Consider the following 25,448-nt stretch of genomic DNA (forward strand, 5'->3'; position numbering starts at 1 on the left):
AATGCGCAAAAACGCAAAGCCGTGTAACGAAATTCAAGCAGCATTCCCACGCAAAGCAGAATGCGCACGCGAATCTGTATTGGCATGTTTTGCTGCTTTAAAAATGCGACGGCGACTTTTGGGGTAGCGGTCGCTAAATACTTGCTCGACGGGCAAACCGATAAAATCGGCAATAGCACGTTCGGCTTTCTCGTTAGACCGTGTCCAGATATGTTGAACACTGGATGACGAGAGTTGATAAGCTTTCGCGAGCTCCGCCAAGGTCATATTACGGCGGCGTAGCTCGGCTAAAATACTATGGCGATCCCATACTTGGATGCATGTTTGGGTGGTTGTCATAACTTTCGCTCCTGCTTCAAACGGATGCTCAAACCATCCGTTTTTTGTGGGGTTAATGGTAGAATATCTGCCCTCTATAGCGGGCGGTAATATGAGTTATGATTTACATTTATAAATTTGTCAACCCTAAATGTAAATCTGGAGTGATTTTTTTTGGCAAGATCTGAAAAAGAACCTAAAACAGAACTGGCAAAGCGGTTATGTGAAGTACGGCTCGCTCTTGGTTTTACGCAGCGCAAGCAGTTTGCTGATCATCTTGTGGTACCCGAAAGTACTATGTATAACTATGAAACTGGCTTACGCGAACCACCTTCATCAATGTTGATAATTTACAAAAATATTTGTGGTATAGACGTCAATTGGCTTCTCACTGGAGAAGGCGAAATGTTTAGTGACATGGCAAAAGCAAAAGCTGTAGGTTTTAAAATGCCTACTATTCCTGATGGTCTCATGAAAAAACTTGGTCGCATAGCTTATATAACCTATCGCGATGCAAAAATAAAACTCCCCCCCGAAGATATAGCGGAACTCGCGGCGGAACTTTATAAAAAACTGCAAGAGCTGGTTCAAGACATCAACGACATGGAAGAAGTAGAGGCAACTTTCCCTCTTCTTAAAATTCATTTAAAGCGTCAAATAGAGGCTGAAAGAGTACATCTAGAAACTACACAAAATACGGCTTAATGCCTCTCTAAAATGAAAAATACAGGCGCGTTTCTCTTTACATTAAGAAACTTAAATAACACATTGTTTTTAAATAATTATATTTACAAAAAATAGAAACGCGCCATATGGCGCATATCTTTTTTGCTTTTTTGGTCATTTTTGGCTGATTTTGGAGTAAGCTTCACAATTTACCGAATTTTTTTCACGGGGTATTCAAAGGCAGTTTTCTGGGCTTTTACAGACTTTTCAAAATTTTTCACAGGGTTTTCAAAGACCTTTCAAAGGCTTTTCTCATTTTTACAATGAAAACGCGCTTTTTACCATTTTTCGCATTTTTTGATCATTTTAGGTGTCAAAATCTATTTTGACAAAACGCGCATTTAATGCTAAATTTTATGCATAAAAACAACAAATTATCACCTATTCCTAACTAATCCCACCTCTTCCCACTTAATCCAAAACCTACTGTCAAACTACAGTCAATTTATTTTTTTTCGAAGGGTTTTTAAGGGGTTCTCAAAGGGTCTTCAAAGATCTTTCAAAGGCTGTTTTAAGATTCGTAATTTTAAGTAAGAGATTGGATTTTAGTTCTTTGTAACTAGATAACAACTTTTCCCTCAAAAAGAAGAGTCGTCACTCATATGAAAGTGCTTTAAGCGAATTCTCTGAGAGGTTATCGTTGTTTCTAGGTCACTAAACCGTGTAAAATAAGCTTGAAAAATGAGATGACACTTCGCATTGGTTTATGACGTTGTAACAATAACTTTAGCTTTGCCAGTAGCATTTTTCCAAAAAGCATTGATCAAGAGTTTCTTAACATCCCGAGAATAATTTCGTAGTATTAGCAGCAGATCTTTTGCGACCTTTCAGGTTATATCAGCTCATGTAAAAGAATTTGGAATTACCTTTGAGCTAACGGATTTTTTACAGCCCCAGTATTAAAAGATCAATGAATAATAATAAGGAAAACAAATGCTTAACAAATAAAAATTAACTTATCATTAGAGAATAATTTTTGTTCAAAGGTACGTTTTTTGCCAAAAATGTGCCCTCAAATGCAGGTTATTGATTTTTCAAATGGAGTATCTTCTGTTAATTCAACGTTATCTCTGCTAAAAATTTACAAGAAACGATATCTGTAGACCAAGCAAAATCCATAATTGATTCCTTTAATGCACAGAAACGACCTTTAGCTTGGTGGGTTGGATCTCATTCGTCTCATTATAACGTTGATGAAGTTCTCTTAATCATTGGTTTAGAGCATGTTGAAACAGAGGGCGGAATGGCGGCTTTAGCGCAAGATATAGATTCACATATTACTTCTACACCGGATAACTTCAAAATAAAGGAAGTTGAATCACTTCAAGATTTTATAGATTACGGAAATGTTATGGCATCAGTATTCGAGACTTTTGATGAAGAAGCGGTCATATTTTATAAAACAATAGGAGGCTGTTATAAAAAAGACCCTGATGTAACTATGTTCGTTGGTTATATAAATAAAAATCCTGTAGCCATATGTTTTTGTATCAAAACGGATGAAATTGGCGGAGTCTATGATATTGTCACCAATCCAGATTTTCAGAAAAAAGGTATTGGGACATTCATGACAAAAATTACTATTAAGCATTTAAAAAGAGAGAAATGTCATGTTATTGGCATGCAAGCCTCACACGAGGGAATTGGCATTTATAAAAAATTGGATTTTATAAACTTCGGTGAATTTAAAGTTTATTCCAATAAACACATGATCATTTAAGGAAGAACTTTTTTGGCTCATCAATCAAAGAGAATTTATTATTTTTAGCAGAACTCAAATATGGCCAACCAATTTATCCAATCAAAGAGATTTGGCCAATCTTCTTTAATGCTGCTAATGAAAAACTTGAAAGAAAATATTTAAAATCACAATTTCGTTATAACTTATTAGATGATTGCTCTATGCGTCAATTGATAGAAAAAATCTCCACTTTATAAGATAATCAACAGGTCTACAAAGTCCTTTCAAGGCGCATTTAAAGATCCTTTAATGCATGTTGTTTCTTTTTAAATCCCCAAATTGCTTTTGAAACAGGATATATTAATTGTAAAAATATATAAAAGAAACAAATTATAAAAATTTTTTCTCTCATTCTTCTTAATAAACAGCAACAGTTAAGCTACAATGCGCTAACATTTATCAGTCATAAGTCCTAAATAGCATATATGACGAAACAAATTCACAGAGTAAAGATTTTTACAATCAATTGTTTGTATCAATCTTTCCACAATGCATAAAAATGGTGAAGTGGACCTCGTCCTTTCCCGACTTGCAAAGCATTTGAGGCAGATAACGCTCCATGTAAATAATCTTTTGCTTGTTTAACGGCGCAATCCAAAGGTTGTGTAGGCAATAAAGCTGCAATGGCGGCAGAAATAGTACACCCTGTCCCGTGATCATGAGTGGTTGAAAGACGAGAAGCTTCAAGCATAACAAGATTTTCACAATCACAATAAAGATCTGGACTAGAACAATCGTAATTTTCTGTACTATTTCTAGTCAGCGCATTCAAATGTCCCCCTTTCAATAAAACTGCATGACACCCTAACGCCAAAAGTCGTGGAGCATATTGATACATAGTTTGTAAAGACCATTGCACTTCACATCCCAATAACAGTGCAGCTTCAGGCAAATTTGGCGTGATCAAAGTTGACATCGGCACAAGAACATCACGCATAATTTCAATGGTATCAGGCTTTAAAAGAACATCACCACTTTTAGCAACCATAACCGGATCAAAAACAATGAAACGCGCTTTATGATAAGCAAGACGTTCTGCAATAGCCTGTGCAATCTGAGCATTTGCAACCATACCAATTTTAACGGCATCAACATGGATATCCTCAAAAACAGAATCAATTTGATCTGCAACAAAAGAAGCATCTAATGCCTGAAAAGAATGTACACCCTGAGTATTTTGTGCAACAACAGCTGTAACCACACTCATACCATAAGTTTTCATAGCTGAAAAAACCTTCAAATCCGCCTGCATCCCAGCGCCACCAGAAGGATCTGTTCCCGCAATAGATAAAATCCGTGGAATAAAAAGTTTATCTTTTTGTAATTCCATTAACCTCTTTCCTTCTGTTTTTAAATATCGGAAAATGAGTTACCGAAAAAATAGATGCTTGAAAAAACATAAAGAAGATGTTTTCTCATGTGAATTATATTATATACGAAGTCTTTTTATAGATATAAAATGGGAAACATAGTGCTTATCCTTCGTTCTATTCTTTTTACGTTCGCTTTTTACACAACAACTTTCATACAAATGATTCTTTACGCTCCCGTTTATTTTTTAATGCCCCGCAAAAAGGCATGGATTGTCCCTAAGACATGGGCGCGCGTTACCCTCTTTTTGCAAAAATACATCGCGGGTACACGTTATAAAATTGAAGGATTAGAAAATCTCCCCAAAGGGGCCTATATCATTGCTCCAAAGCACCAATCTGCATGGGAAACTTTCAGCCTTGTTCCCTATTTTGATGATCCCACTCTCATTTTAAAACGTGAATTGATGTGGATTCCCTTGTTTGGCTGGTATATGGCAAAAACACAAATTATCCCCATTAACCGCACAACGCCCATCAAAGCCTTAAAAACCGTTATACAAAAAGCAAAAGAGAAAGTAAAACAAGGCCGCCAAATCTTAATTTTTCCTGAAGGAACACGCCGACAACCCGGTCAAGAACCAGATTATAAATCAGGAATTGTTGCACTCTATAATGAATTAGGACTTCAAGTTGTCCCTATTGCACACAATGCGGGTTTATATTGGCCACGCAACAATTTTCGCCGCTATCCCGGAACAATTCGTGTTCGTATTCTCCCTCCAATAGAAGCTGGTTTAAGCAAACGTGATTTTCTAGATCAACTGATCCAAAAAACGGAAGAAGCGTGTGATGAACTGCTTCTCTTAGCCGCTCAAGATCCTACCCCTCCTCCTATGCCACCACATGCTGCTCAGAAGCTTCAAAAACTAAAACATCATGAAGCACAAACTTGATTGATAAAAAATATCACTTTGTATATTAAATGAAGCCTATGAAACAGAAATATAAGGAAAATATTTCAAATTTTCTCATTCAAAATTATAAAACACATAGATGTTATAAAAAATGATCAATGTATGATTTTTTTTTGAGAAAGAATTCTTACTCCCTTTAAAATCATTTAAATAACATACAGTATGTTGATTTATAAGGATATTTCAGTTTTATTCAACTTGAATGAGAACTCTGAATATCGTGAGATTTTCTCATCTAGAATTTGTTCCATGTTGAATCAATCAAAACCTTTTTCTCACACGTTACAAGCGAAAAGAGCTGTACAGATAAAACCCATAAAAGAAAGACACGCCTCTTATCAACCGTCTCAAGTGCCAAAGGCTAGTCAGCACCATTGGAGGCTAGAAAAGTGTGTGATACTGGCTTACTCCTTCACAAGTACAACATTGATAGCGAATAATGAATGATAAGCGCCAACATCTTTCTTCATATAAAGATTATAGCTCTTACGAGCGATATCTTAAAAGAGATATGAAAACTGCTAGATATTTCTTTAAAACAAGCACGTAAATGAACAATGCAACAGTATTTTATTTTGAATAAGTTCTATCTTGTATAAGAAACGTGCGCCCCCGTTAAAGAAAGTTCATAAATGAGCTACAGAACTCTATATTTATTCACAAATAGTGTTAAAAATGCTCACGACAGGGTGAAATGAAGAGAAAAACAAACAACTTCTTTAAAGAAAAGACATCAATCAACAATATAATGGCGTACTGTTATTAATATATAATACATTAATTTATAATAATTTTTAGTATTTAATTATAACATCCAATATAGTAGAATTACTCTTTTCTTATATTGAGTTAATTATCTGCGGTTGCAAATGAAATTAATGTGTAGGCAAGAATTATTAAAGCAAAATATATAAACACCTCTCATAGCCCCTCTCAATATAAGGGTTATTTTAAAGAGGCATCTTTTATAACACCCCAACCCATTTCACACCATTGACTATGAATGGTATAATGGTAAATCTGTTGAGCATCCCCATTTTTACGCTTGTGAAGCTGCAAGCTGCGCCATTACCCCCTCCTTTACCAATCCCCAAATTGCGATAGCTCTTGGTACTTAAGACGATTCATAAAAAGTTTTATTGTACAGTTTTTATTCACGTAGACTTCCTCGCTTGTAACGTACAAGCAGATCGTTTTAATCGCCTCAATCTTGAACAGATTTAGAACGAAAGAAGCTGACGATATTCAAGAGTCTTATTAAACATGTAAAACCATAAACTATCATTATAAACAAAATATATTAAGTAATAGAATAACAGAAAAAATGTATGATGAAACGGGCTTTTTTCTTTCTGAAAAATAACAATATCTTCAAAAAATTAAATCTTGTATAATCTTTATTATTTAAAAATTATTTTTTGAAATACTTAAGCCATCAAACCAAATTCGAGGGGAAACTGAAGATGAGTGTTGGTTTTCATTCCAGAGACATAACGCAATACAATAATTAACTATCTGTCCTTTCTATCCTAGAATTAAAAGCTTTGTATTCTACATTAAAACAATTCTAAATAATGAATAAGAAGGAACTGAATTTAAACTCATGCAACGTCTCTTTTATAATTTATTTTTTTCTTTCATCTTGAGTTTGTCGAGCACTTTTTCTTTAGCACAACCCTTTATTTCTGTTGATGTTACAACGGAACATATCTTAAAACATAATCAGGCTTTTGAGCGTTGGTATCCAGCTTCCTTAACAAAATTAATGACCGCTTATGTTATTTTTCGCGCTATGAGCCGAGGGGAAATTTCACCCAACAAACCGATCACCATCAGCGAATATGCTGCAAAAGCTCCCTCGTATCGTTCAGGCTATAAGGCTGGTTCTGTCCTCACACTTGATACAGCCTTAAGTATCACCATGGTTAAATCGACCAATGATTTGGCCATTGCCATGAGTGAAGCCATTGCTGGTTCACAAAAAGATTTTGTACGCAAAATGAATAGCGAAGCTAAACGTTTAGGCATGTTTGGTACCCATTTTGCAAACGCAAGTGGTTTACCAGACCCCCAAAACTATTCCACCGCACGCGATATTGCTCTTTTAGCTGTCCAAATACGTCGTGAATTTCCACAATATGCTCATTATTTTTCTATTCCAGCCATTGATTTTGGTAATAACCGAAAAATCCAGCATAACTCAAACAACCTCATTGGTCGTTTTTATGGAATAGACGGTATGAAAACAGGCTTTATTTGCGCCTCTGGTTTTAATCTTGTTGCCTCAGCTACTCGCAATAAACGTACAATTATTGCCGTTATTTTAGGCGCGAACAACGTAAGTGAAAGAGAAGAAAAAGCGGCACAACTTCTTGAAATAGGATTTCTGCATCAAGGAAGCCCCCAATTAACACTCGCAACATTAAAGCCTTATGGAAGCAACATAACACAAGCCAATAATATGAGACAACAAACATGCACGCCCGAAGCCATAAAAATGCATGCCAATTCTTATGATGATCAAGGAAATATTATTCTCACCTCACCTTTTATCACTGCATCACCTTCTTTTTATCATCCTTTAGTCGTACATCTTATTCGTACGCCACAAATGCCTAAAATAACAGTAAAACCACTAAAAAAACCCCGTAGTCTATCTAAAAAAAGTGCAAACTATTCTATAAAAAAGCCGTAAGCCATAATCTATAAATTAATTATAATACATTGATTTGTAATGGATAATTTTGCATCTTATGTCAGAAGCACAAATATCGTACGGTTTTCTCATTTTAAATCTGTATCTGTCGAAGCAATTAAAATCAGTCTCTTGCACATCACGAGGCGGATGAGCATAGCAATAAAATAATCAAAGCAGGGAATTAAAATTCCTCCTATAAGGCCTTTCAAATACCCAGCATTATCATAACATTGGCACTGAAAAAGTGTATGATTTGCCTACACTTACCTTTATAAGCGTAAAAATGGTGATAAAATCGATTTCATAGGGTATTGAACTGTATATCTCTCACGGGCACCATTGTAAATGGTGTTGAACGCCGTAAGATAATTTTCTTAAAAACACTAACACATTGATTTATAATGATAAATTATTCTTTTTCAACTTGAATCATAATCCCGAATATACTAGGATTTTCTCATTTTAAATCGTCTCATATTGAATCAATTAAAATCACTTGCTTGCACATCATAAGCGGGATGAGTCTGTGAATAAAATTTGTACAAAAAAGGACTAAAAATGGCTCTTATGAACGCTCTCAAGTGCCAAAGGCTGTCGCAACATTGGGGGCAGGCAAATAGTGTGATGGTGTCGGCTTACTTCTCCATAAGCGTAAAGATGGAGGTGCTCAATGGATTTATCGCTATACCCTTCACAGACGCCGACGTGAAATAGTCTTGGATGCCTTAAGACATATCTTTTTTAAAAAAGCCCGTGGATATGCAACTAGGTGGCATTCTGTTTTACATGAGGGTTGTTGATCCCATTAAAGAACGCAATAGCCAAGCGTGTGAGGCAATGCGTCATCTTCACTATTTAAAAGACATTGCTTTAAATGCTTTTGAGAGTCATAAAGCAGAACTTAAAGAATGATGCTAAAGATAAGCGTTTATTTTTACCCTTAAAACAAAACCACAGTTGATGATCAAAATGAAAATAAAACGCATTCCTCTCACACTTATTACTGGTTTTTTAGGCTCTGGCAAAACAACTTTGCTCAACCGGATGCTACAAGACCCTCTCTTAACGGAGTGTGCTGTTGTCATCAATGAATTTGGTGAAATCAGTATTGACCACCTTCTGGTTGAAAAGGCAACAGAAGGAATTATTGAGCTTGCCAATGGCTGTTTATGCTGTAATTTACGCAGTGATCTCATTGATACATTAATTGATTTAATCAATCGCGTCCAAACACGACAGATCAAACAACTCAATCACATTATCATTGAAACAACAGGGATAGCTGATCCCGCCCCTATTTTACAAATACTTTTAAGTCACCCGTTGTTTATTCAAACATTGTCCATAAATGCTGTTCTCGCAACATTTGATACATTAAGCACACTTTCCATATGTGAGCGCTATCCTGAAATATATAAACAATTAATCTTTGCTGATAAAATTATTCTCACCAAAACAGATCTTATGGCTCCACAAACACTTTCAGATAAGTTCCTTAACACACTTAAAAGAATGAATCCTACAGCACAAATCATTGATGCCCATTCTGAAGATTTCTGCTCAAATTTATTAATAAATCGCACATTATGGGATGAAAAAGGAGAAAATACACACCTTAAACAAAATCTTACGACAGCTCCACATGATCATCACCCCCATAAAACCATTCGTACCTTTTCACTAGAATGTGAGAACCTTGTTGATTACGCTACAATTGAAGCTTTTTTAGATCTCCTACAAGAGCGTTATGGTACAAAATTACTCCGTATTAAAGCGATTATCGCCTTGCGTGATGATCCTTATCGTCCCCTTATATTACACGGTGTACAAAAATTTTTCCACCCACCCATAAGACTACCAACATGGCCAAAAGGAATAAAACAAACACGTTTTGTCATCATTGCCGATGGTGTTGAAAAAGAAGCAATACAAAAACTTCTCAATGCTTTTTTTAATAAACCGGCAATAGATACCGCAGACAAAACAGCTCTCTTGGAAAACCCTCTCATCATTCCAGGAATAAAGTTTTAATTCTCCCCTTCAATGGGTATAAAGTGAAACCCATTGAACCATGCCTTCTTTATGCTTTTTAAGAAGCAAAACAGCTCTCCACCATAAACTTTCCCAGCCCCCAATGTTGTGGTAGCTTTTGAAACTTAAGACGATTTATTAGAGGCATTTTTATTGTACAGTTTTATCCATGCGGCACTTTTCATTTGTAATATGCAAGCGAATGATCTTAATTGATTCAAGGTAGAAAAAACTTTGGAATAAAAGAAGCTTACGGTATTCAGAGTTCTCATTCAAAATGAATAATGATATATTATTATAAATCAATATGTTATTAATTTATAAAAACCTTTCATAAACATTACGCTTCAAATTTATTCATAAATAACACATAGATCAAAAAGAGAAATACACATTTTAAAAAATGCCTTACGCCTTATACTCAATCATGACCCCATAAAATCATTCGTATCTTTTCACTGGATGGCAAAATTCCCATAAACGACACCACAATTAAAGCTTTTTAAAACGCCAACAAAACCTTATGCAAAATTATTACATATTAAAACAATCCAGCGCTAACATATTAACCTTACTTGTAAAATAGCCTCCCTCACAAAAAATAAGACGTCATTGTATCGCAAATTTATGCATTTGTTTTTAAAGAGATACTTTACACTTCTCCAACCCCACTTCAAAACACGCCCCATGAATGATATAAGGTAAAATCTTCCCGTGAAATGTATAAAACCTATTCAACATTTTTACTCTATAAATATATAAGCTAGAAGCATCGAACTCTTACAAGTTGAAAATAATTTGGAAGCTCTTAGCATTTTAGAGCACCCATAAGAATTACTTTCTTTCTTTAAGAGTTTTATTCACATAGCAATCCAATTTATGGCGCGCAAAAATGATTTTATTGATTCATCATAAACAGATTTTAATATAAAAGGACTTTATGATATTCCAGTTCTTATTCAAACCGAAAAAATGATAAGTTATTGTTATAAATCAAATTATTATTATAAAAATTCTTAATACCCACCTATCTGTAATCAGATTGTTTTCTCTCGACATACGCTTCATCTGCAGACCACTTCATATGATTCATTTCACAACCCTGTTGTGATAAATTCTTGGTTTTAAAGTATTTCGCTCAACTTTATTTCTCCAGCAGATTAAAACAAAACCTTCCTAAATTTAGGCAAAAAACTAAAATCAGACAAAGGCAGTATCATATTTTACATGTCAGAATGTATCTTATAAATCACACCATAAGACAACATTTGTCAGCATGAAATAATTAAAATCCTTTGAAATTAAAAAGAGAGGTGCATTTATACTCTTCACTAAAAAACAAAGATTGTCATCCATACCAATCTGCAAAACAATATAACTTCTCTGAGCAAGCCTCTCTTGGCTTCCCTCACCTCATCTGATTTACTTACATAAGACTCTATAAAAAACCCTGTGCTTTAAAATATGACTATTCACTTCAAACACTTCATGCGTAAAGTTTTTCCATTCCTGTATCACCATAGTAAACAATAGTATTTTACGGTGTAGCAGAATAAAATAAAACTCACTGCATTAAAGAAATTGAAGTTTTATCAATACCGCGATTAAAAATGTAACGTTTTCCATAAACTTCAACAATCGGAGGTTGACGATTTTCTTCAAAAAAATCATATCCTTTCTTAAGCATAACCCAAAATGGATAATGGGGATCATTGCCATGACGTAACATATTATCCTCGGTCATGCGGAAAGGAAAAGCCTGCAACTGAAATGCTCTTTGTCCTCCTTTAAAAGCATCCCGTGCAAACGCATAAATTTGAGCCATATTTTTATCACTCATAGAATAACAACCAGCGGAAAAGCAAGAACCGTGCACCATAAGATTGCTTCCTGTACGACCATTTTCCTGATCATAAAGGTTAGGATATCCTATATTAAAAGAAAGATAATATTTTGAATAAGGATTCATTTGATTTGCGGTAATCGTATAAAAACCTTCCGGTGTTTGAAGATCCCCCTCTTTATATTTAGGTCCAAGTTTACCAGACCATTTGCAAATGCCATAGCGAGCAACCAAGATAAAAGGACCTGAACGAGATTGCTTCCAAACTTCGGCAACGTTTTCTTCTTTGAAAAATCGCATCACAATTGGTGCATAGGGATCAATATCGTACAAAGCCATTCTATTCTGGATTTCTTGCGGAAGAGGCTGCTCAACTTTAGCACGTATAGAAGCGGGTAATCTTCCTTCACAAGCCGTCAATATTCCTATTACAAACAACACACACACAGAAAGGAAGCTGTTAAATGTCATCGCAAAAAACTCCAATCCAACACCCCCTCACAAAAAATGATTTATGCTAATGAGCGACCGATTTGAAGGTATTTTTCCCTTCGCTCTTGTTTAAGAACTTCACCATCTTTTCCCACCATAGCTTTTAAAGCTTCTGAAATAATCTCACCCGTTGCATCAATGGCAATCTCTTTACCACGATGCGCTCCTCCTAAAGGCTCTGAAATAATGCCATCAATAATCTTTAAGCGATACAAATCTTGAGCGGTAATACGCATATTCATTGCAGCATCTTTTGCACGGGCTGGATCACGCCATAAAATAGAAGCTGCTCCTTCTGGAGAAATAACAGAGTAAATCGCATGTTCCAACATATAAACTTTATTGGCAGCCGCAATTGCTATCGCCCCCCCAGAACCGCCTTCTCCAATAACAACGGATACAACAGGAACCTTTAAGCGCAAAGTTGCAGCCGTTGATTGAGCAATTGCTTCCGCTTGCCCACGTTCTTCAGCGCTTACTCCAGGATAAGCACCCGCTGTATCAATAAAAGTGAGGAGTGGCAAACCAAAGCGGTCAGCCATTTCCATAATACGGACAGCTTTACGATATCCTTCTGGACGTGCAGAACCAAAATTATAGCGCAAACGGGTTTGCGTATCGTGACCTTTCTCTTGACCAATGTAAGCAACGGCCTCCCCTTTAAAGCGAGCAAAACCAGCTTGAATAGCTTCATCTTCAGCAAATTTTCGATCTCCTGCCAAAGGTGTAACATCACTCAATAAGCGTTTAGAATAATCCATAAAATGCGGACGATCAGGATGACGAGCGACTTGTGTTTTCTGCCACGGTGTCAATTTTTTATAAATATCGTTCAATGCCGTCTGGGAACGTTTTTCAAGACGCGCAATCTCGTCGCTCATATCAAGACTGCCTTTTTCCTGAAAAATTTTTTTTAATTCAAGAATTTTCCCATCAAGATCAGCAACTGGTTTTTCAAAATCAAGATAATTATACATTTATACCAACTCATTCAGTGTCACTTATACACTTATAATTTTCTTTATAAAGTCTTTTTCCAAAACATCACCTTTTCTTTAACGAGCCTTTTGCGTATCGGCAAGGGGATGATGCTCATTGACCAAACGATAAAGCCCCTCTTCCAACACATGGGTATAAATCTGAGTGGTAGAAATATCAGAATGACCTAACAAATGTTGAACGGCACGCAAATCAGCACCATTTTGCAAAAGATGGCTAGCAAAAGCATGGCGCAACACATGGGGAGAAAAGCTTTCACTTGTTATTCCAGCCCTTTTAGCCAGATTTTTCAATTCCCGTGCCACAACTTGACGCGCAATATACCCTGTTTCTGAATGCGCCGGAAAAAGATAAAGACTTTTCGCATCTTTTCCTTGATCACGCAAATCCAACCACTGCAAAAGAACTTGATAGGCTTTTTTTGATAACAACACCATTCGTTCTTTTTTTCCCTTACCGCGAACCAAAAGACTGTATTCTTTCCCTCGAACAGCCTGCACAGGCAGACTCACCAACTCACTAATGCGTAAACCTGTTGCATAAAGCATTTCGCTCAATAGCTGAAGACGCAATGCGCGCAAATAATCCTTAGATCCATAATCTGCTTGATTAACTTCCAACTGCGCCAAATCAAGAAATTTTATCACCACATCTTCACTGATAATTTTGGGCAAAGGACGCCCTTGACGAGGAGCATCAATATCATGGGAAGGATCATCTGCTCTTAATCCTTCTGCGTAAAGAAACTGATAAAACTGACGCAACGTCGATAAACGGCGCGCTTGTGACGTTGCAGCAAAACCAAATGTATGCATGAGCGACAAAAGACCAATGAGATCCTCCTTTTGTGCAGAAAAAAGTGAAACCGAATGCGAAGACAATTCGTCTTGCGCCCACTGTAAATCATGCTGATAAGCTGCAAGTGTATGGGCAGAAGCGCCTCTCTCAGCACTCATCATTTCAAGAAAACGCTCTATCACAATATTACTTTTCATTGCTTCATTCTCAAGGAAAGAGTGAGCGAATCCAAAGGAATATCAACAGACATATCCACAGTTACGGGTTCAACAAAAATGACAAGAATGATCATTATACTAAAAAGAATAGCAAGCAAAATGAAAAGAATCATCAAAAGTCTGGTTAATGTCGGCATAAAATAATAAACTTTTCCAAAATACTCTATCTTTTATCCTACCGTATAAAGATTAACAGGAATTGACTTTAAAGCAGATAAATGGCGAAATAAGCTATGAAAAGTAATCGCCCCCAACATCCCCCTATCTCACAAATAAAAAGACAAATCTTATCTTCTCTCGATAACCAAGCTCTTGTGTTCGTTGGTCTTATGGGGGCAGGAAAATCAGTCATCGGAAAACGTGTTGCCACCATGCTTGATTTACCCTTTTATGATTCTGATCAAGAAATCGAAAAAGCAGCACAAATGTCTATCACAGAAATCTTTAAAATCTATGGTGAAGGAGAATTTCGTTCCCTTGAACAGCGTATTATTTTCAACCTCATCAAAAAGCGCCCTCTTGTCTTAGCAACGGGTGGCGGTGCTTATATCAATCAAGAGATACGAAAAACGATTCATCAAAATGGAATACCGATCTGGCTCAAAGCAGATCTTGATATCCTTATGCAACGTGTTTCCAAGCGTCCAACACGACCGCTTCTTCAAACAGCCAATCCTAAAGAAACGATGCAAAAACTCATGGAACAGCGTTATCCTCTCTATGCAAAAGCGAACGTAACAATTAACAGTCATAAAGAAAGCCCCCACAGTGTAGCAAAAAATGTCATACGATCTCTACAGCACTACCTCCATACAAAAAGATAACGATAGAAAGAACAAGCATGCAAGCCAAAACCGTCACCATTAAATTAGACAAGCACTGCTATGATATCATCATTGGTCCAGATCTTATTGCGCAAGCTGCTTTACAGATTAAACATTCTCTTAAACAAAAAAATTTTCATCAAATGCGTTTGGCAATCGTTACAGACACCAATGTTGCATCCCTCCATTTGGATGCATTACAAGCAGAGTTAACAAAAAATAAAATCCATACTTTCCCTATTATTGTAAAAGCAGGGGAACAATCAAAATCATTTTCAACCTTGCAAGTTGTCATTGATCAAATTCTTGCTGCACGTTTAGAAAGAGGTGACTGCGTTATTGCTTTTGGTGGTGGTGTCATTGGAGATCTAGCAGGATTTGCGGCAAGTATGATACGCCGCGGGATGAACTTTATTCAGATGCCTACAACGCTTCTTGCACAAATTGATTCCTCTGTTGGTGGAAAAACAGGCATCAACAGTCGACATGGTAAAAATCTTATTGGTGCTTTTTATCAACCACAATGCGTTATTGCTGATACATCTGTTCTTGATACGCTCCCACCACGTGAATTTCGCGCAGGTTATGCGGAAATGGTCAAATATGGACTCATTAACCAGCCTGATTTCTTTGAATGGCTTGAAAAAAACGGACAAAAAATTTTTTCTAATGGCGCGATAAGAATAGAAGCCATTGTTCGCTCATGCCAATTTAAAGCTACCATAGTCGCACGTGATGAATATGAAACAGGAGAGCGTGCACTCTTAAATCTCGGTCATACTTTTGGGCACATGCTTGAAACAGCAACCGCTTATGATTCAAAGCGTTTAATTCACGGTGAATCTGTAGCAATTGGAATGATTCTGGCACATCAATTCTCCGCACAACTAAATCTAGTAGCTCCCACACTCATAAATCGTATCGAAACACACCTTAAAGCTGTAGGTTTACCTACGCAATTAAAGGATATTCCAGGAGATCTACCAAATGCCGAAACATTAATGGCTCTCATTGCTCAAGATAAAAAAGTTTCACAAAATAATTTGACCTTTATTTTGTCACGCGGACTTGGCCAATCATTTATTGCAAAAAATGTTCCACCAGATTTAGTTTTATCCTTTTTGGAACAAAAATTAACAGAAATTCGTTAATTTGTATTGAATATAATTGATTCGTTTTTATACTTCTATTAAAGGAATAGTTATGATGATGTCTGCGTAGCTCAGTAGGATAGAGCACAGGATTCCTAAAGAAATTGGGCGCTTTTAGGAGAAATCCTTAAAGTGGATCTGCTCAAATTCGGGGAAAGCTTCATGGGCAAAACGATATGCCAATCCCGAGCCAAGCCTCTCTTCGCATGAGAGGAAGGTGTAGAGACTGAACGGGCAGCACCTAAAAAGCACGGAGCTTCAAGGTGAAGAGACAGTCCAGACCACAAACAGCTTGTAAAGCTGGCGGTGAAAACCGAAGTGGTATGAATCCTGGGGTCGCAGGTTCGAATCCTGCCGTAGACACCATCACGTAAGATAAATTACTTTTCATATAGGGAAGCATTATGAAAAAAACTCTACAAATTTTGGGATTTTTTTCCTCTTTATTATTTTTCAATGTTAGCAGTACCTTAGCTGCTGCTTTAGTCATTGAAGTGTCAGGCAATCCAGAAACACAAACCATAACCTATCAATGTGATATGGGAGCAAATAAAGAACGCGTTGAAGCAACCTATCACAACGCTGATGATATTTCATTGGTTAATTTCAAATGGAAAGGTGATCATATTATCGCTGCAAATGTTATTGCTGCTTCTGGAGCAAAATATGTAGGGGAGCAGTATATCTGGTGGGAAAAAAATAAAGAAGTAACACTTTATGACCTTAGTCAAGACCCAGAAGAAAAAAAGCCCATCATCTGTAAGGATGAATCACTGTTATTATTTTAAATAACTGAGGAAATATCATGAAAAAAATTGCTTTTATTGTAGGATTTTTTGCTTCTTTAAGCTTACCACTATTCGGTTCACTCAATGCTTTTGCTGGCTCTTTAGTTATTGAGGTTCCAGATGATCCAGAGCCAACAACAGAAGTTGCTACTTATCAGTGTGATACAGACACAGGCAAAGAACATGTTGAAGTAACCTATCTCAATGCTGGTAATATTTCACTTGTTGATTTCAAATGGCAAGGAAAGCGCATTCTCGCTTCCCGCAGCATAAGTGCTTCTGGAGCAAAATATATGGGAGGACCCTATATATGGTGGACAAAAGGAAACGAAGCCATGCTTTCTGATCTCATTAATGATCCAGAAGAAAAAAATCTTATTCAATGTGTAGAAGAGCAGAAAACAGAATAAAAAAGCTTACCGCATCTTAAAAATTAAAAATCGCTTTGGCTCGTATCACGTGACATTTCATTGGAAGTAGATGTTTGCTCTTCCATTTGACGTGATAAAAGAGCCAGCGGTTTTTCTAATTTATTTTCTGAATAGTGTCGATAAGCCGCTGCTTGTGATACCAGCATAGAAGCGACCGGTATTGTTACAAGTAAAAAAATCATCAACAAAAATTCATGAAAAACAAAATGATGATCTACAAAAGTTGAATAAAGAAACGACGCAATAAGAATACTGCCAGCGCCCCAACTTGTACTCAACGAAAGCATATGTAAACGCTTATAAAAAGTGGGAAGACGCACCAACCCTATCGTTCCAATCAACGTGAGACCAGACCCTAATATCAAAAAAACCGTAACAGCAAGTGCAACAACAAGCGATACATCATCCTTCATTCAATAATCTCTCCCCGCATAAGAAATTTTGCCAACGCAATACTTGATACAGGACCCAACAAGCCAATAATAAGCGCTGCAACAAAATAAATGGTTGTTCCTGAACGGATATCGAATGTAAGAAACAAAAGAATAGTGATGATATAAAGAGCATCCAACCCTACAATCCGATCTTGCGCCCGTGGCCCACGAATCAACCGAAATAGGGCGAGAATCATTGATAAACTTAAAAAAAACTGCGAGAGATAAAGCCCCCAATAAAGGATCACCATACTCATTAAAAAATCTCCAAAAGTAATTGCTCATAGCGTTTTTTGATCAATTTTTGGTAATCATATCCATCTTTAAAATTTAAAACATGAAGCAAAAGTTCACTATTCTTTCTATTATAGGCAATCCAAACAGTCCCTGGCGTTGCAGAAAGAATACATGCCAAAACAGCTAAAGCCGTGCGACTTTCAAGCGAAATGGGCACCACAATAAAACCAGACTGCTGCTTTTTAGATCTTTGGCTTAAAACGAAACAAGCCACAGCAATATTTGAAACGATAGAATCAATAAACACACGAAAAAACAGCTGAAAAACGGCACGCCAACTTTTAATCGTTATTTTTTCCGGCTCAAGAAGCCGCATCATCCAGCCCCCAAACAAAGCAATAATAACGCCTAAAAGCAATTGACCGAAACTAAAGCCATTTAAGATCAGCCACATAAAAATAATTGCTACGCTAGAAAAAGGGAAAAAATAACAATTTTTCATTGATGAATCCCCCTATTTTCAAGAGAAAAATCATCTAAAACACTGCCAATATAATTTTGAGGTTCATACAAAGTTTTGGCCGTTTCAAACATATAATGACTCACAGGACCTGCGACAATTGTAATCAGAAAACATAAAGCAAGCAGAACGGCAACGGGAGCAAATTCAATCACCTGTACCCGTGGAATCCTCCCTTCAAGAGAAACCCAAAAAGTTCGAATGCCCGTTCGTGTCATCGCAATCAAAGCAGCAAAACCAGATAGAGTGACAAAAATTATAAAAAGCCAATTGTGATAAACAGGTAGAGAGGTAGAAATATTTTCTTTGCTATGATTTAAGAGTGCCACAAACATCATAAATTTAGCAACAAAACCAGAAAAAGGGGGCAGACCAATAATCAAAAGTGCACAAAGACCAAAACAAGCCCCAAGAATGGCTAAAGTTACCGGTAAATAAGTCCCTACTTCATCTTCCTCCTCTTCTTCATCGTCTCCATAGACTTCCATAGTAACCGTCAAAACATTGGCTGCCACATCTTGACAGCGCTCAACCAACTCCACAACAAGAAAAAAAGCCCCCAGTGCCAAAGTTGATGAAACGATATAAAAGAGTGCACCTGCAATCAGTGCTGTATTGCCGATCCCAATAGCTGTCAACAATGTCCCAGAAGAAACCAAAACACTATAAGCTGCCAAACGTACCAAGATTTGGCTTGCCAACACCCCAATAAAACCAAAAGCCATAGTGGCAAGCCCACCGTAGAACAAAACCGTTTGACCAAAATGGCTAAAATATCCACTTTCAGGTCCAAACCATAACAATGTTAAACGTAAAATAATATAAATACCGACTTTGCTTAAAAGTGCAAAAGAAGCTCCAACAGGCGCTACAGCTGCACTATAAGTTGGCATCAACCAAAAATTCAATGGCCACACCCCTGCTTTAATTAAGAAAGCAATTCCCAAAAGCGCAGCCCCTATTTCGAATAAAGTCATATCGCTAGAGGCTATATATTGTATTTTTACAGCCAAATCAGCCATATTGAGGGTGCCCACAATTCCATAAATGAGTGCCGCCCCAACGAGAAAAAACAACGAAGCAACCAGATTAACCACGATATAATGCAACCCAGCACGCACACGTAAAGGACCAGAACCATGCAACGCAAGGCCATAAGAAGCTGTCAACATCACTTCGAAAAATACAAATAAATTAAATACATCACCTGTTAAAAAAGCACCGTTTATTCCAACCATGAAAAATTGCATCAATGACTGAAAATGAGGACCCGCTTTATACCAATGCGCCCGTGCAAAAACCAACGCCGCGCTGATCAACAAGCTAGAAAGCAAAAGCATCATAGCACTTAAGCGATCAAGCACCAAAACAATACCAAAAGGAGAAGGCCAATTACCAAGCCGATAAACATCCACAGCTGGTGCAACTTCAAGAGTACGCTTTACCAGTAAAACAGCCACGACAACTAACAATGCGGCAGAAAAAATACTTATGAGTGATTTTAATTTTGAACGGCGTTCATCATAGAAAAGAAGAAGGGCGCCAATACTTAACGGCAAAAGAATCGGCAAGATAAGAAGATGATGCACGCAAGCTTCCATCACTGTACCTCACGTCCATCAACGTGATCTGAACCTGTTAAACCGCGTGAAACCAACAAGATAACTAAAAATAAAGCTGTCGTTGCAAAACCGATCACAATCGAAGTTAAAACTAAAGCCTGTGGAAGAGGGTCAACATAATTCGCCGGATTGATCACCATCGTAGGATCAACAATTGGTGCTGCATTACTGCGCGGTCTACTCATTGCAAATATAAAAAGATTGACACCATAGGATATCAAAGACAAACCAAGAATGACTTGAAAAGTTCGGGGGCGCAAAATGAGCCAAATTCCAGATCCGACAAGAACACCAATGGCCAAAGAAAGAATAATTTCCATTAATTTTCCTTCTCTTTTAAAGCAGGTTTTTTACCGCTTCGGTAACTCCGTATTGATTGATGAGCAAGTGCAATTAAAATGAGAATCGTTGCTCCCAACACAAGAGAAAACACACCAAAATCAAACAAAAAAGCAGATGCTACAGGAACCTTTCCAATCAATGGCACATGAATATATTGGAAAAATGATGTTAAAAAAGGGTACCCAACAAACAAAGCCCCAGCTCCCGTTACAACCGATAGCAATAAGCCAAAGCTCATCCAGCGTAAAGGCAAAACTCTTAAATGATTTTCCACCCAACGAATATCCCGTGCAAGATACTGCAAAATAAAGCCTATTGCTAAAGTCACACCACCAACAAACCCACCACCTGGAAGATCATGTCCCCGCACAAATAAATAAAAAGAAAAAGCAAGAATAACGGAAAAAAGCCACCCCATAATAACAGAAGGAATAGCGAGATAATTCAATACTGTATCCCCTACATTTCGTTCCGGCTGTGCCTTATAAAAAGCTTCCTGAACACGTTGTTGAAATGGCGGCTCAATACTTTCAGGAGCAGGACGGAATCGACGCAAAAGAGCAAAGACAGTCAAAGAAACAATCCCCAAAACCACAACTTCTCCCATTGTATCAAAACCACGGAAATCAACCAGCAATACATTTACAACATTGCGACCACCAGCGCCAGAATAAGCATTTTTTAGAAAAAAATGAGAAACTGTTGTTCCTTGAGGACGTGTCATCATCGCAAAAGAGAGCCATGCAATACCAGCTCCTCCCATAGTTGCTATAATGAAATCACGAGCACGACGTAAACGCACCCCAAAATGAACAGATGTTGGAGCAGGATTATGCACACGCTTAGGCAACCAACGCAAACCAAGCAATAATAAAACAGCTGTCACCACTTCAACAACCAATTGCGTTATTGCCAAATCGGGCGCAGAAAGCCATAAAAAGGTTGCGCACATCATCAAACCTGCTCCCCCCAAAAGCATGAGTGATGCAAGACGATGAAACTTTGCTTGCCAAGCGACTAAAAGTGCACACAATCCACCGACCAGCCAAAGCGCGAGAAAAGGAATATCAAGTGGAAAAAGCGGTACCCCTCCTGGTGCAATGAAACCATCACGCCAAAGCAAAAGACCAACAAAAATAAAACATACAGCAAAAATCCAATGCAACTGGATTTGCAAACGGCGTGTTGACAAAACAGCTTCCACCGCACGAGCCCATTTCCAAGAAATAATCACAAGAATGCGTTCAAAAATACGCGGTCCTTTCAAATGACGAAAAAAGGGGGCTCCATCATCGCAAGATAAAAAATAACGCCGCCCAACAACATAGAGCAAACCACCCCCGAATAAAGCCACCAAACTCATTATTAATGGCGTATTAATCCCATGCCAAACAGCCAAGCTATAAGAGATCGTCATCGGTCCTAAAACAGACACAACAGCATTATCTAAAATAGGCCCGATTGTTAAATTAGGAAAAATACCAACGGCCAAACAAATAAACACCAAAAGTTCCATAGGTAAACGCATAAAATGCGGTGGTTCATGCGGAATTTTAGGTAATGTATGAGCTTTTGGTCCCCAAAAGACACCATGAATAAAACGGATAGAATAGGTCACACTAAACAGACTAGCAAGGGTTGCTACATAAGGAGCAATCCAATCAAGCCATGATTCCATGTGTGTTTCAACAGCTTCAGCAAAAAACATTTCTTTCGATAAAAAACCATTGAGCAAAGGAACACCCGCCATCGCCGCACTTGCTACTAAAGCAAGAGTCGCTGTAATCGGCATAGAGCGATAAAGACCTGTTAGCTTACGCATATCACGTGTTCCCGTTTCGTGATCAATAATGCCAGCAGCCATAAATAAAGACGCTTTAAAAGTAGCATGATTGGCCATATGAAAAATCGCAGCAACACATGCAAGGGGACTCCCAAGGCTTAAAAGCGTGGTAATCAATCCAAGATGACTAATCGTTGAGTAAGCAAGTAATCCCTTTAAATCTTGCTGAAACATAGAAAAATAAGCGCCAAGAAGAAGTGTTGAAAGTCCTGAAAAACCAACCAACCAAAACCAAGACTCTGTCCCAGAGAGTACAGGCCATAAACGAATCAACAAAAATAACCCAGCTTTTACCATCGTTGCCGAATGCAGATAAGCTGATACAGGTGTGGGAGCTGCCATCGCATTAGGCAACCAAAAATGAAAAGGAAACTGTGCACTTTTTGTTAATCCGCCTAATAAAATACAAATAAGGGCAGGACAATAAAGCGAACTTGATCGGATCACATCTCCAGACTGCAAAATTTTATCCAGATCAAAACTACCAACGATATACCCAATCAATAAAACCCCAATAAAAAGGGCAAAACCACCAAAACCTGTAATCGTTAAAGCCATACGCGCCCCTTCACGCGCACTCGCATTATGATACCAGTAACCAATCAACAAAAAAGAAAAAATACTGGTGAGTTCCCAGAAAACAACCAAAAACACGAGATTACCTGATAAAACAATCCCTGTCATTGAACCCATAAAGGCTAGAAAAAAAGAAAAAAATCGTGGTACAGAATCCGCGGAATCCATATAATAACGCGCATAAACAACGACAAGCAGCCCAATTCCTGTAATGAGCAAGCAAAAAAGCCACGACAGACCATCCATCCGGAGGCTCAAATCAGCCCCCCATTCTGGAAGCCAAGAAATATTTAAACGGATAATGTGACCGCCACGAATTGTCGGATAAAGCATGATTGTAAAAAGAAGACTAAAAAGAGCAATGCCCCCAGCAAACCACGCTTCATTATTTTTTGCTGTCGAACGAAAAAAGCCCATAACAGCACTTCCACAAAAAGGAAGCAAAATGAGCAATATCAACATTGCTTCCCGTGTCGCCATTCTTTCAGCTCCATCTTGCCTTTAATATTTTGTCATTGACAAAACAAAAACTTACATTTCCCCCCATTTCACACTTAATGATAATAAGATTGAATAAAACTTAAAAATATTTAAATTTTTCAAAAAACAATGAATGCTTGCATGGAAATGCTGCGCACCACACAATCTTTTCTTTTATTGTAAGAACAATAACGCTCACGACAAGGAGAGGAGCCCATTAAAATTTTATTTAATCCATTTCTATCCTTTAAAAAAGCGTGATAAACACTGTTTACGAGGCCCATGAAAAGGCTGAAAACTATTATCATTTATATTATAAGAGCGATAACGGGTACGACAAGATTCAATATGCTGTTTAAGCATCCATGGCTCTTTTTTTTCTGACTTTTCTGAGAAGGAAGTTAAAAATACTCTTTTAGCATCTGATACAACTTTTAATGATGCGCCTTTTGTGCTTAAGTGTGGTGATGTAACAAATGCCACTTCAGGATACCACCAATTATCTTTATACTTAACATAACCACGCCGATAATGATGATAACCCTTAAAACCATTCAGTTCTCTACGACCCGTAAAAATCAAAGGCTCCGAACTCTCTTGGATAGATGTTTGAGCAACCAGTTTGGCTTTAGCATCACTCCTATTTTGCTCCCAATTAACAAAGGTAGTTATTATAATGAAAAAACTGCTCACAAATATAAAAGCTAAAGCATAATGTAATTTTTTTTTCATACGCAAAACTCAAAATAATAAACAACAGCCGTTACAGAAAGCCCCTCTATTACTAGACAGAAACAGATTCTTTTCTTAAGATTCTTTTTTCTTGAGACATTCTGTTAGTCTTTGTACTAAACGTTTATCTCGACAATAAGATCCTTCAAAAAAGAATGAATAAATGATGATAAAAACCCCCTATTATCTTATAGACAAATCGAAACTCATCAAAAATATGCAAACGATTTCTCGTTTACGAGAAATGTCCGGAGCAAAAGTTTTGCTTGCTTTGAAATGTTTTGCCACATGGAGTGTTTTTGATTTAATGTCTGAGTTCATGGATGGAACCACATCATCATCCCTTTATGAACTGCGTTTAGGAAAAGAAAAATTTGGCAAAGAAACCCATGCTTACTCGGTTGCTTGGGCTGATCATGAAATTGATGAAGCCTGTGATTATGCAGATAAAATTATTTTTAACTCAATCCAACAACTTCAACGCTTTTCTGATGCAACAAAAACCATTCAACGCGGTCTAAGATTAAATCCAGGAATAAGTGCATCACATTTTGATCTTGCCAATCCCTCCCGCCCTTTTAGTCGCTTAGGAGAAACAAACCAAAGCGCTATTAAAGAAGTTCTGCCTCTTATCAACGGCTTGATGATCCATAACAATTGTGAAAATGCTGATTTTAATCTTTTTAACCAAATGCTTGGAGCTATGGAAGAAAAATTTTCAGAACTTTTTTCTGCTGTTGACTGGATAAGCCTTGGCGGTGGAATCCATTTTACCGCTGAAAATTATCCTCTAGAAGCTTTCGCAGAACGCTTAAAGCACTTTTCCAAAACCCATGGTGTCACTCTTTTTCTAGAACCAGGAGAAGCCGCTATAACAAAAAGTACCACCTTAGAAGTCAGTGTTCTTGACACATTGTACAACGAAAAGAATCTTGCCATCGTTGATAGCTCGATTGAAGCCCATATGCTTGATCTTCTCATTTACCGTGAAAATGCCAAATTGGAACCCAATCAAGGAGAACACGAAATTATGATCTGCGGTAAATCCTGTCTTGCTGGCGATATTTTTGGAACATTTCAATTTGAAAAACCTCTTAAAATAGGGGACAGACTGTCTTTTCAAGACGCAGCAGGTTACACAATGGTCAAGAAAAACTGGTTTAATGGTGTGACAATGCCTGCTATTGTTCTCAAAGAATGCGATGGTACATTAACACTGCAACGCCAATTTAGCTATAACGACTATCGGGAAAGCCTTTCATAAAGATAACCATAAAAAACGTCATACAACAGTATTAAAAAGGAGATAAACCTACA

Annotated in this window: 21 protein-coding genes and 2 pseudogenes; 11 read left to right on the plus strand and 12 right to left on the minus strand. The window is 37.4% G+C overall.

Going from position 1 to position 25,448, the window contains the following annotated elements; translation table 11 throughout:
• Positions 1–33: 33 nt before the first annotated feature.
• The gene (locus tag BTR_RS11660; RefSeq protein WP_005864619.1) at positions 34–339 is read right to left on the minus strand and encodes a helix-turn-helix domain-containing protein; all 306 of its coding nucleotides are present in this window, start codon (positions 337–339) and stop codon (positions 34–36) included.
• 153 nt (positions 340–492) lie between these two features.
• Here BTR_RS11660 and BTR_RS11665 point away from each other — a divergent pair, with 153 nt between their 5' ends.
• Both BTR_RS11665 and BTR_RS12495 read left to right on the plus strand, forming a co-directional pair.
• Positions 493–1,023 (plus strand): helix-turn-helix domain-containing protein, encoded by a 531-nt coding sequence (locus tag BTR_RS11665; RefSeq protein WP_012232590.1) that lies wholly within the window; start codon positions 493–495, stop codon positions 1,021–1,023.
• 1,264 nt (positions 1,024–2,287) lie between these two features.
• Positions 2,288–2,764, plus strand: coding sequence for a GNAT family N-acetyltransferase (locus BTR_RS12495; protein ID WP_012232591.1), 477 nt, complete (start codon positions 2,288–2,290; stop codon positions 2,762–2,764).
• 496 nt (positions 2,765–3,260) lie between these two features.
• Here BTR_RS12495 and thiD read toward each other — a convergent pair whose 3' ends face one another.
• Positions 3,261–4,115, minus strand: a complete 855-nt coding sequence (gene thiD / locus BTR_RS11680) for a bifunctional hydroxymethylpyrimidine kinase/phosphomethylpyrimidine kinase (protein WP_012232592.1) — start codon at positions 4,113–4,115, stop codon at positions 3,261–3,263.
• A 129-nt stretch (positions 4,116–4,244) separates the two neighbouring features.
• Here thiD and BTR_RS11685 point away from each other — a divergent pair, with 129 nt between their 5' ends.
• From BTR_RS11685 to BTR_RS11700, 4 genes and pseudogenes are all read left to right on the plus strand, one after another.
• Positions 4,245–5,051 carry a lysophospholipid acyltransferase family protein gene (locus BTR_RS11685; RefSeq protein WP_012232593.1) on the plus strand — a complete coding sequence of 269 codons (807 nt, stop codon included), beginning with the start codon at positions 4,245–4,247 and terminating at the stop codon, positions 5,049–5,051.
• Positions 5,052–6,675: 1,624 nt separating this feature from the next.
• The gene (locus tag BTR_RS11690; RefSeq protein WP_012232595.1) at positions 6,676–7,767 is read left to right on the plus strand and encodes a D-alanyl-D-alanine carboxypeptidase family protein; all 1,092 of its coding nucleotides are present in this window, start codon (positions 6,676–6,678) and stop codon (positions 7,765–7,767) included.
• Between the two features lie 561 nt (positions 7,768–8,328).
• Positions 8,329–8,716, plus strand: a pseudogene (locus tag BTR_RS13885) (integrase arm-type DNA-binding domain-containing protein); the annotation flags it as partial.
• 23 nt (positions 8,717–8,739) lie between these two features.
• Positions 8,740–9,801: a CobW family GTP-binding protein gene (locus BTR_RS11700; RefSeq protein WP_171815236.1), complete on the plus strand. Its 1,062-nt coding sequence runs from the start codon at positions 8,740–8,742 to the stop codon at positions 9,799–9,801.
• A 1,564-nt stretch (positions 9,802–11,365) separates the two neighbouring features.
• Here BTR_RS11700 and BTR_RS11705 read toward each other — a convergent pair.
• From BTR_RS11705 to BTR_RS11715, 3 genes are all read right to left on the minus strand, one after another.
• A complete protein-coding gene (locus BTR_RS11705) occupies positions 11,366–12,115 on the minus strand; it encodes a L,D-transpeptidase family protein (RefSeq protein WP_012232598.1) in 750 nt (249 codons plus the stop codon).
• 41 nt (positions 12,116–12,156) lie between these two features.
• Positions 12,157–13,113: an acetyl-CoA carboxylase carboxyltransferase subunit alpha gene (locus BTR_RS11710; RefSeq protein WP_012232599.1), complete on the minus strand. Its 957-nt coding sequence runs from the start codon at positions 13,111–13,113 to the stop codon at positions 12,157–12,159.
• 78 nt (positions 13,114–13,191) lie between these two features.
• Positions 13,192–14,130: a site-specific tyrosine recombinase XerD gene (locus BTR_RS11715; RefSeq protein WP_012232600.1), complete on the minus strand. Its 939-nt coding sequence runs from the start codon at positions 14,128–14,130 to the stop codon at positions 13,192–13,194.
• Between the two features lie 254 nt (positions 14,131–14,384).
• Between BTR_RS11715 and BTR_RS11720 the strand changes: the two are divergent.
• From BTR_RS11720 to BTR_RS11735, 4 genes and pseudogenes are all read left to right on the plus strand, one after another.
• A pseudogene (locus BTR_RS11720) lies at positions 14,385–15,018 on the plus strand (shikimate kinase).
• Positions 14,993–16,126, plus strand: a complete 1,134-nt coding sequence (aroB, locus tag BTR_RS11725; RefSeq protein WP_012232602.1) for a 3-dehydroquinate synthase — start codon at positions 14,993–14,995, stop codon at positions 16,124–16,126. The pseudogene BTR_RS11720 and the gene aroB overlap by 26 nt, the downstream one beginning before the upstream one ends.
• Positions 16,127–16,530: 404 nt before the next feature.
• A complete protein-coding gene (locus BTR_RS11730; RefSeq protein WP_012232603.1) occupies positions 16,531–16,914 on the plus strand; it encodes an MliC family protein in 384 nt (127 codons plus the stop codon).
• A gap of 17 nt (positions 16,915–16,931) precedes the next feature.
• Complete coding sequence (locus tag BTR_RS11735) at positions 16,932–17,324, plus strand: MliC family protein (RefSeq protein WP_012232604.1); 393 nt, start codon at positions 16,932–16,934, stop codon at positions 17,322–17,324.
• A gap of 23 nt (positions 17,325–17,347) precedes the next feature.
• Here BTR_RS11735 and mnhG read toward each other — a convergent pair whose 3' ends face one another.
• The 7 genes from mnhG to BTR_RS11770 form a co-directional block, all read right to left on the minus strand.
• Complete coding sequence (gene mnhG, locus BTR_RS11740; RefSeq protein ID WP_012232605.1) at positions 17,348–17,758, minus strand: monovalent cation/H(+) antiporter subunit G; 411 nt, start codon at positions 17,756–17,758, stop codon at positions 17,348–17,350.
• Positions 17,755–18,036: a K+/H+ antiporter subunit F gene (locus BTR_RS11745; protein WP_012232606.1), complete on the minus strand. Its 282-nt coding sequence runs from the start codon at positions 18,034–18,036 to the stop codon at positions 17,755–17,757. Before BTR_RS11745 ends, mnhG begins: the two co-directional genes overlap by 4 nt.
• Positions 18,036–18,518, minus strand: coding sequence for a Na+/H+ antiporter subunit E (locus BTR_RS11750; protein WP_012232607.1), 483 nt, complete (start codon positions 18,516–18,518; stop codon positions 18,036–18,038). Before BTR_RS11750 ends, BTR_RS11745 begins: the two co-directional genes overlap by 1 nt.
• Entirely contained in the window at positions 18,515–20,137 is a 1,623-nt protein-coding gene (locus tag BTR_RS11755) for a monovalent cation/H+ antiporter subunit D (protein WP_012232608.1), read from the minus strand. The genes BTR_RS11750 and BTR_RS11755 overlap by 4 nt, the downstream gene beginning before the upstream one ends.
• On the minus strand, positions 20,137–20,478 hold the full coding sequence (locus BTR_RS11760; RefSeq protein WP_012232609.1) for a Na+/H+ antiporter subunit C: 342 nt from the start codon (positions 20,476–20,478) through the stop codon (positions 20,137–20,139). The genes BTR_RS11755 and BTR_RS11760 overlap by 1 nt, the downstream gene beginning before the upstream one ends.
• The gene (locus BTR_RS11765; protein ID WP_012232610.1) at positions 20,478–23,399 is read right to left on the minus strand and encodes a monovalent cation/H+ antiporter subunit A; all 2,922 of its coding nucleotides are present in this window, start codon (positions 23,397–23,399) and stop codon (positions 20,478–20,480) included. The genes BTR_RS11760 and BTR_RS11765 overlap by 1 nt, the downstream gene beginning before the upstream one ends.
• A gap of 240 nt (positions 23,400–23,639) precedes the next feature.
• Positions 23,640–24,137: a BA14K family protein gene (locus tag BTR_RS11770; RefSeq protein ID WP_038474391.1), complete on the minus strand. Its 498-nt coding sequence runs from the start codon at positions 24,135–24,137 to the stop codon at positions 23,640–23,642.
• 160 nt (positions 24,138–24,297) lie between these two features.
• On the opposite strand from BTR_RS11770, the gene BTR_RS11775 reads away from it, so the two are divergent.
• On the plus strand, positions 24,298–25,395 hold the full coding sequence (locus BTR_RS11775) for a carboxynorspermidine decarboxylase (protein WP_038474787.1): 1,098 nt from the start codon (positions 24,298–24,300) through the stop codon (positions 25,393–25,395).
• Positions 25,396–25,448: the final 53 nt, after the last annotated feature.

This window comes from Bartonella tribocorum CIP 105476, assembly GCF_000196435.1.
GTDB classification, from domain to species: domain Bacteria; phylum Pseudomonadota; class Alphaproteobacteria; order Rhizobiales; family Rhizobiaceae; genus Bartonella; species Bartonella tribocorum.

What these genes read in the sequence shown, in the direction of transcription:
- BTR_RS11735 (WP_012232604.1), top strand. Translation starts at nt 16,932, where the DNA reads ATGAAAAAAATTGCTTTTATTGTAGGATTTTTTGCTTCTTTAAGCTTA.
- BTR_RS11660 (WP_005864619.1), bottom strand. Translation starts at nt 339, where the DNA reads ATGACAACCACCCAAACATGCATCCAAGTATGGGATCGCCATAGTATT.
- BTR_RS11765 (WP_012232610.1), bottom strand. Translation starts at nt 23,399, where the DNA reads ATGGCGACACGGGAAGCAATGTTGATATTGCTCATTTTGCTTCCTTTT.
- BTR_RS11685 (WP_012232593.1), top strand. Translation starts at nt 4,245, where the DNA reads ATGGGAAACATAGTGCTTATCCTTCGTTCTATTCTTTTTACGTTCGCT.
- BTR_RS11705 (WP_012232598.1), bottom strand. Translation starts at nt 12,115, where the DNA reads ATGACATTTAACAGCTTCCTTTCTGTGTGTGTGTTGTTTGTAATAGGA.
- BTR_RS11750 (WP_012232607.1), bottom strand. Translation starts at nt 18,518, where the DNA reads ATGAAAAATTGTTATTTTTTCCCTTTTTCTAGCGTAGCAATTATTTTT.
- BTR_RS11700 (WP_171815236.1), top strand. Translation starts at nt 8,740, where the DNA reads ATGAAAATAAAACGCATTCCTCTCACACTTATTACTGGTTTTTTAGGC.
- BTR_RS12495 (WP_012232591.1), top strand. Translation starts at nt 2,288, where the DNA reads ATGGCGGCTTTAGCGCAAGATATAGATTCACATATTACTTCTACACCG.
- mnhG (WP_012232605.1), bottom strand. Translation starts at nt 17,758, where the DNA reads ATGAAGGATGATGTATCGCTTGTTGTTGCACTTGCTGTTACGGTTTTT.
- BTR_RS11775 (WP_038474787.1), top strand. Translation starts at nt 24,298, where the DNA reads ATGATAAAAACCCCCTATTATCTTATAGACAAATCGAAACTCATCAAA.
- BTR_RS11755 (WP_012232608.1), bottom strand. Translation starts at nt 20,137, where the DNA reads ATGGAAGCTTGCGTGCATCATCTTCTTATCTTGCCGATTCTTTTGCCG.
- BTR_RS11760 (WP_012232609.1), bottom strand. Translation starts at nt 20,478, where the DNA reads ATGGAAATTATTCTTTCTTTGGCCATTGGTGTTCTTGTCGGATCTGGA.
- BTR_RS11690 (WP_012232595.1), top strand. Translation starts at nt 6,676, where the DNA reads ATGCAACGTCTCTTTTATAATTTATTTTTTTCTTTCATCTTGAGTTTG.
- BTR_RS11715 (WP_012232600.1), bottom strand. Translation starts at nt 14,130, where the DNA reads ATGAAAAGTAATATTGTGATAGAGCGTTTTCTTGAAATGATGAGTGCT.
- BTR_RS11730 (WP_012232603.1), top strand. Translation starts at nt 16,531, where the DNA reads ATGAAAAAAACTCTACAAATTTTGGGATTTTTTTCCTCTTTATTATTT.
- thiD (WP_012232592.1), bottom strand. Translation starts at nt 4,115, where the DNA reads ATGGAATTACAAAAAGATAAACTTTTTATTCCACGGATTTTATCTATT.
- aroB (WP_012232602.1), top strand. Translation starts at nt 14,993, where the DNA reads ATGCAAGCCAAAACCGTCACCATTAAATTAGACAAGCACTGCTATGAT.
- BTR_RS11745 (WP_012232606.1), bottom strand. Translation starts at nt 18,036, where the DNA reads ATGAGTATGGTGATCCTTTATTGGGGGCTTTATCTCTCGCAGTTTTTT.
- BTR_RS11710 (WP_012232599.1), bottom strand. Translation starts at nt 13,113, where the DNA reads ATGTATAATTATCTTGATTTTGAAAAACCAGTTGCTGATCTTGATGGG.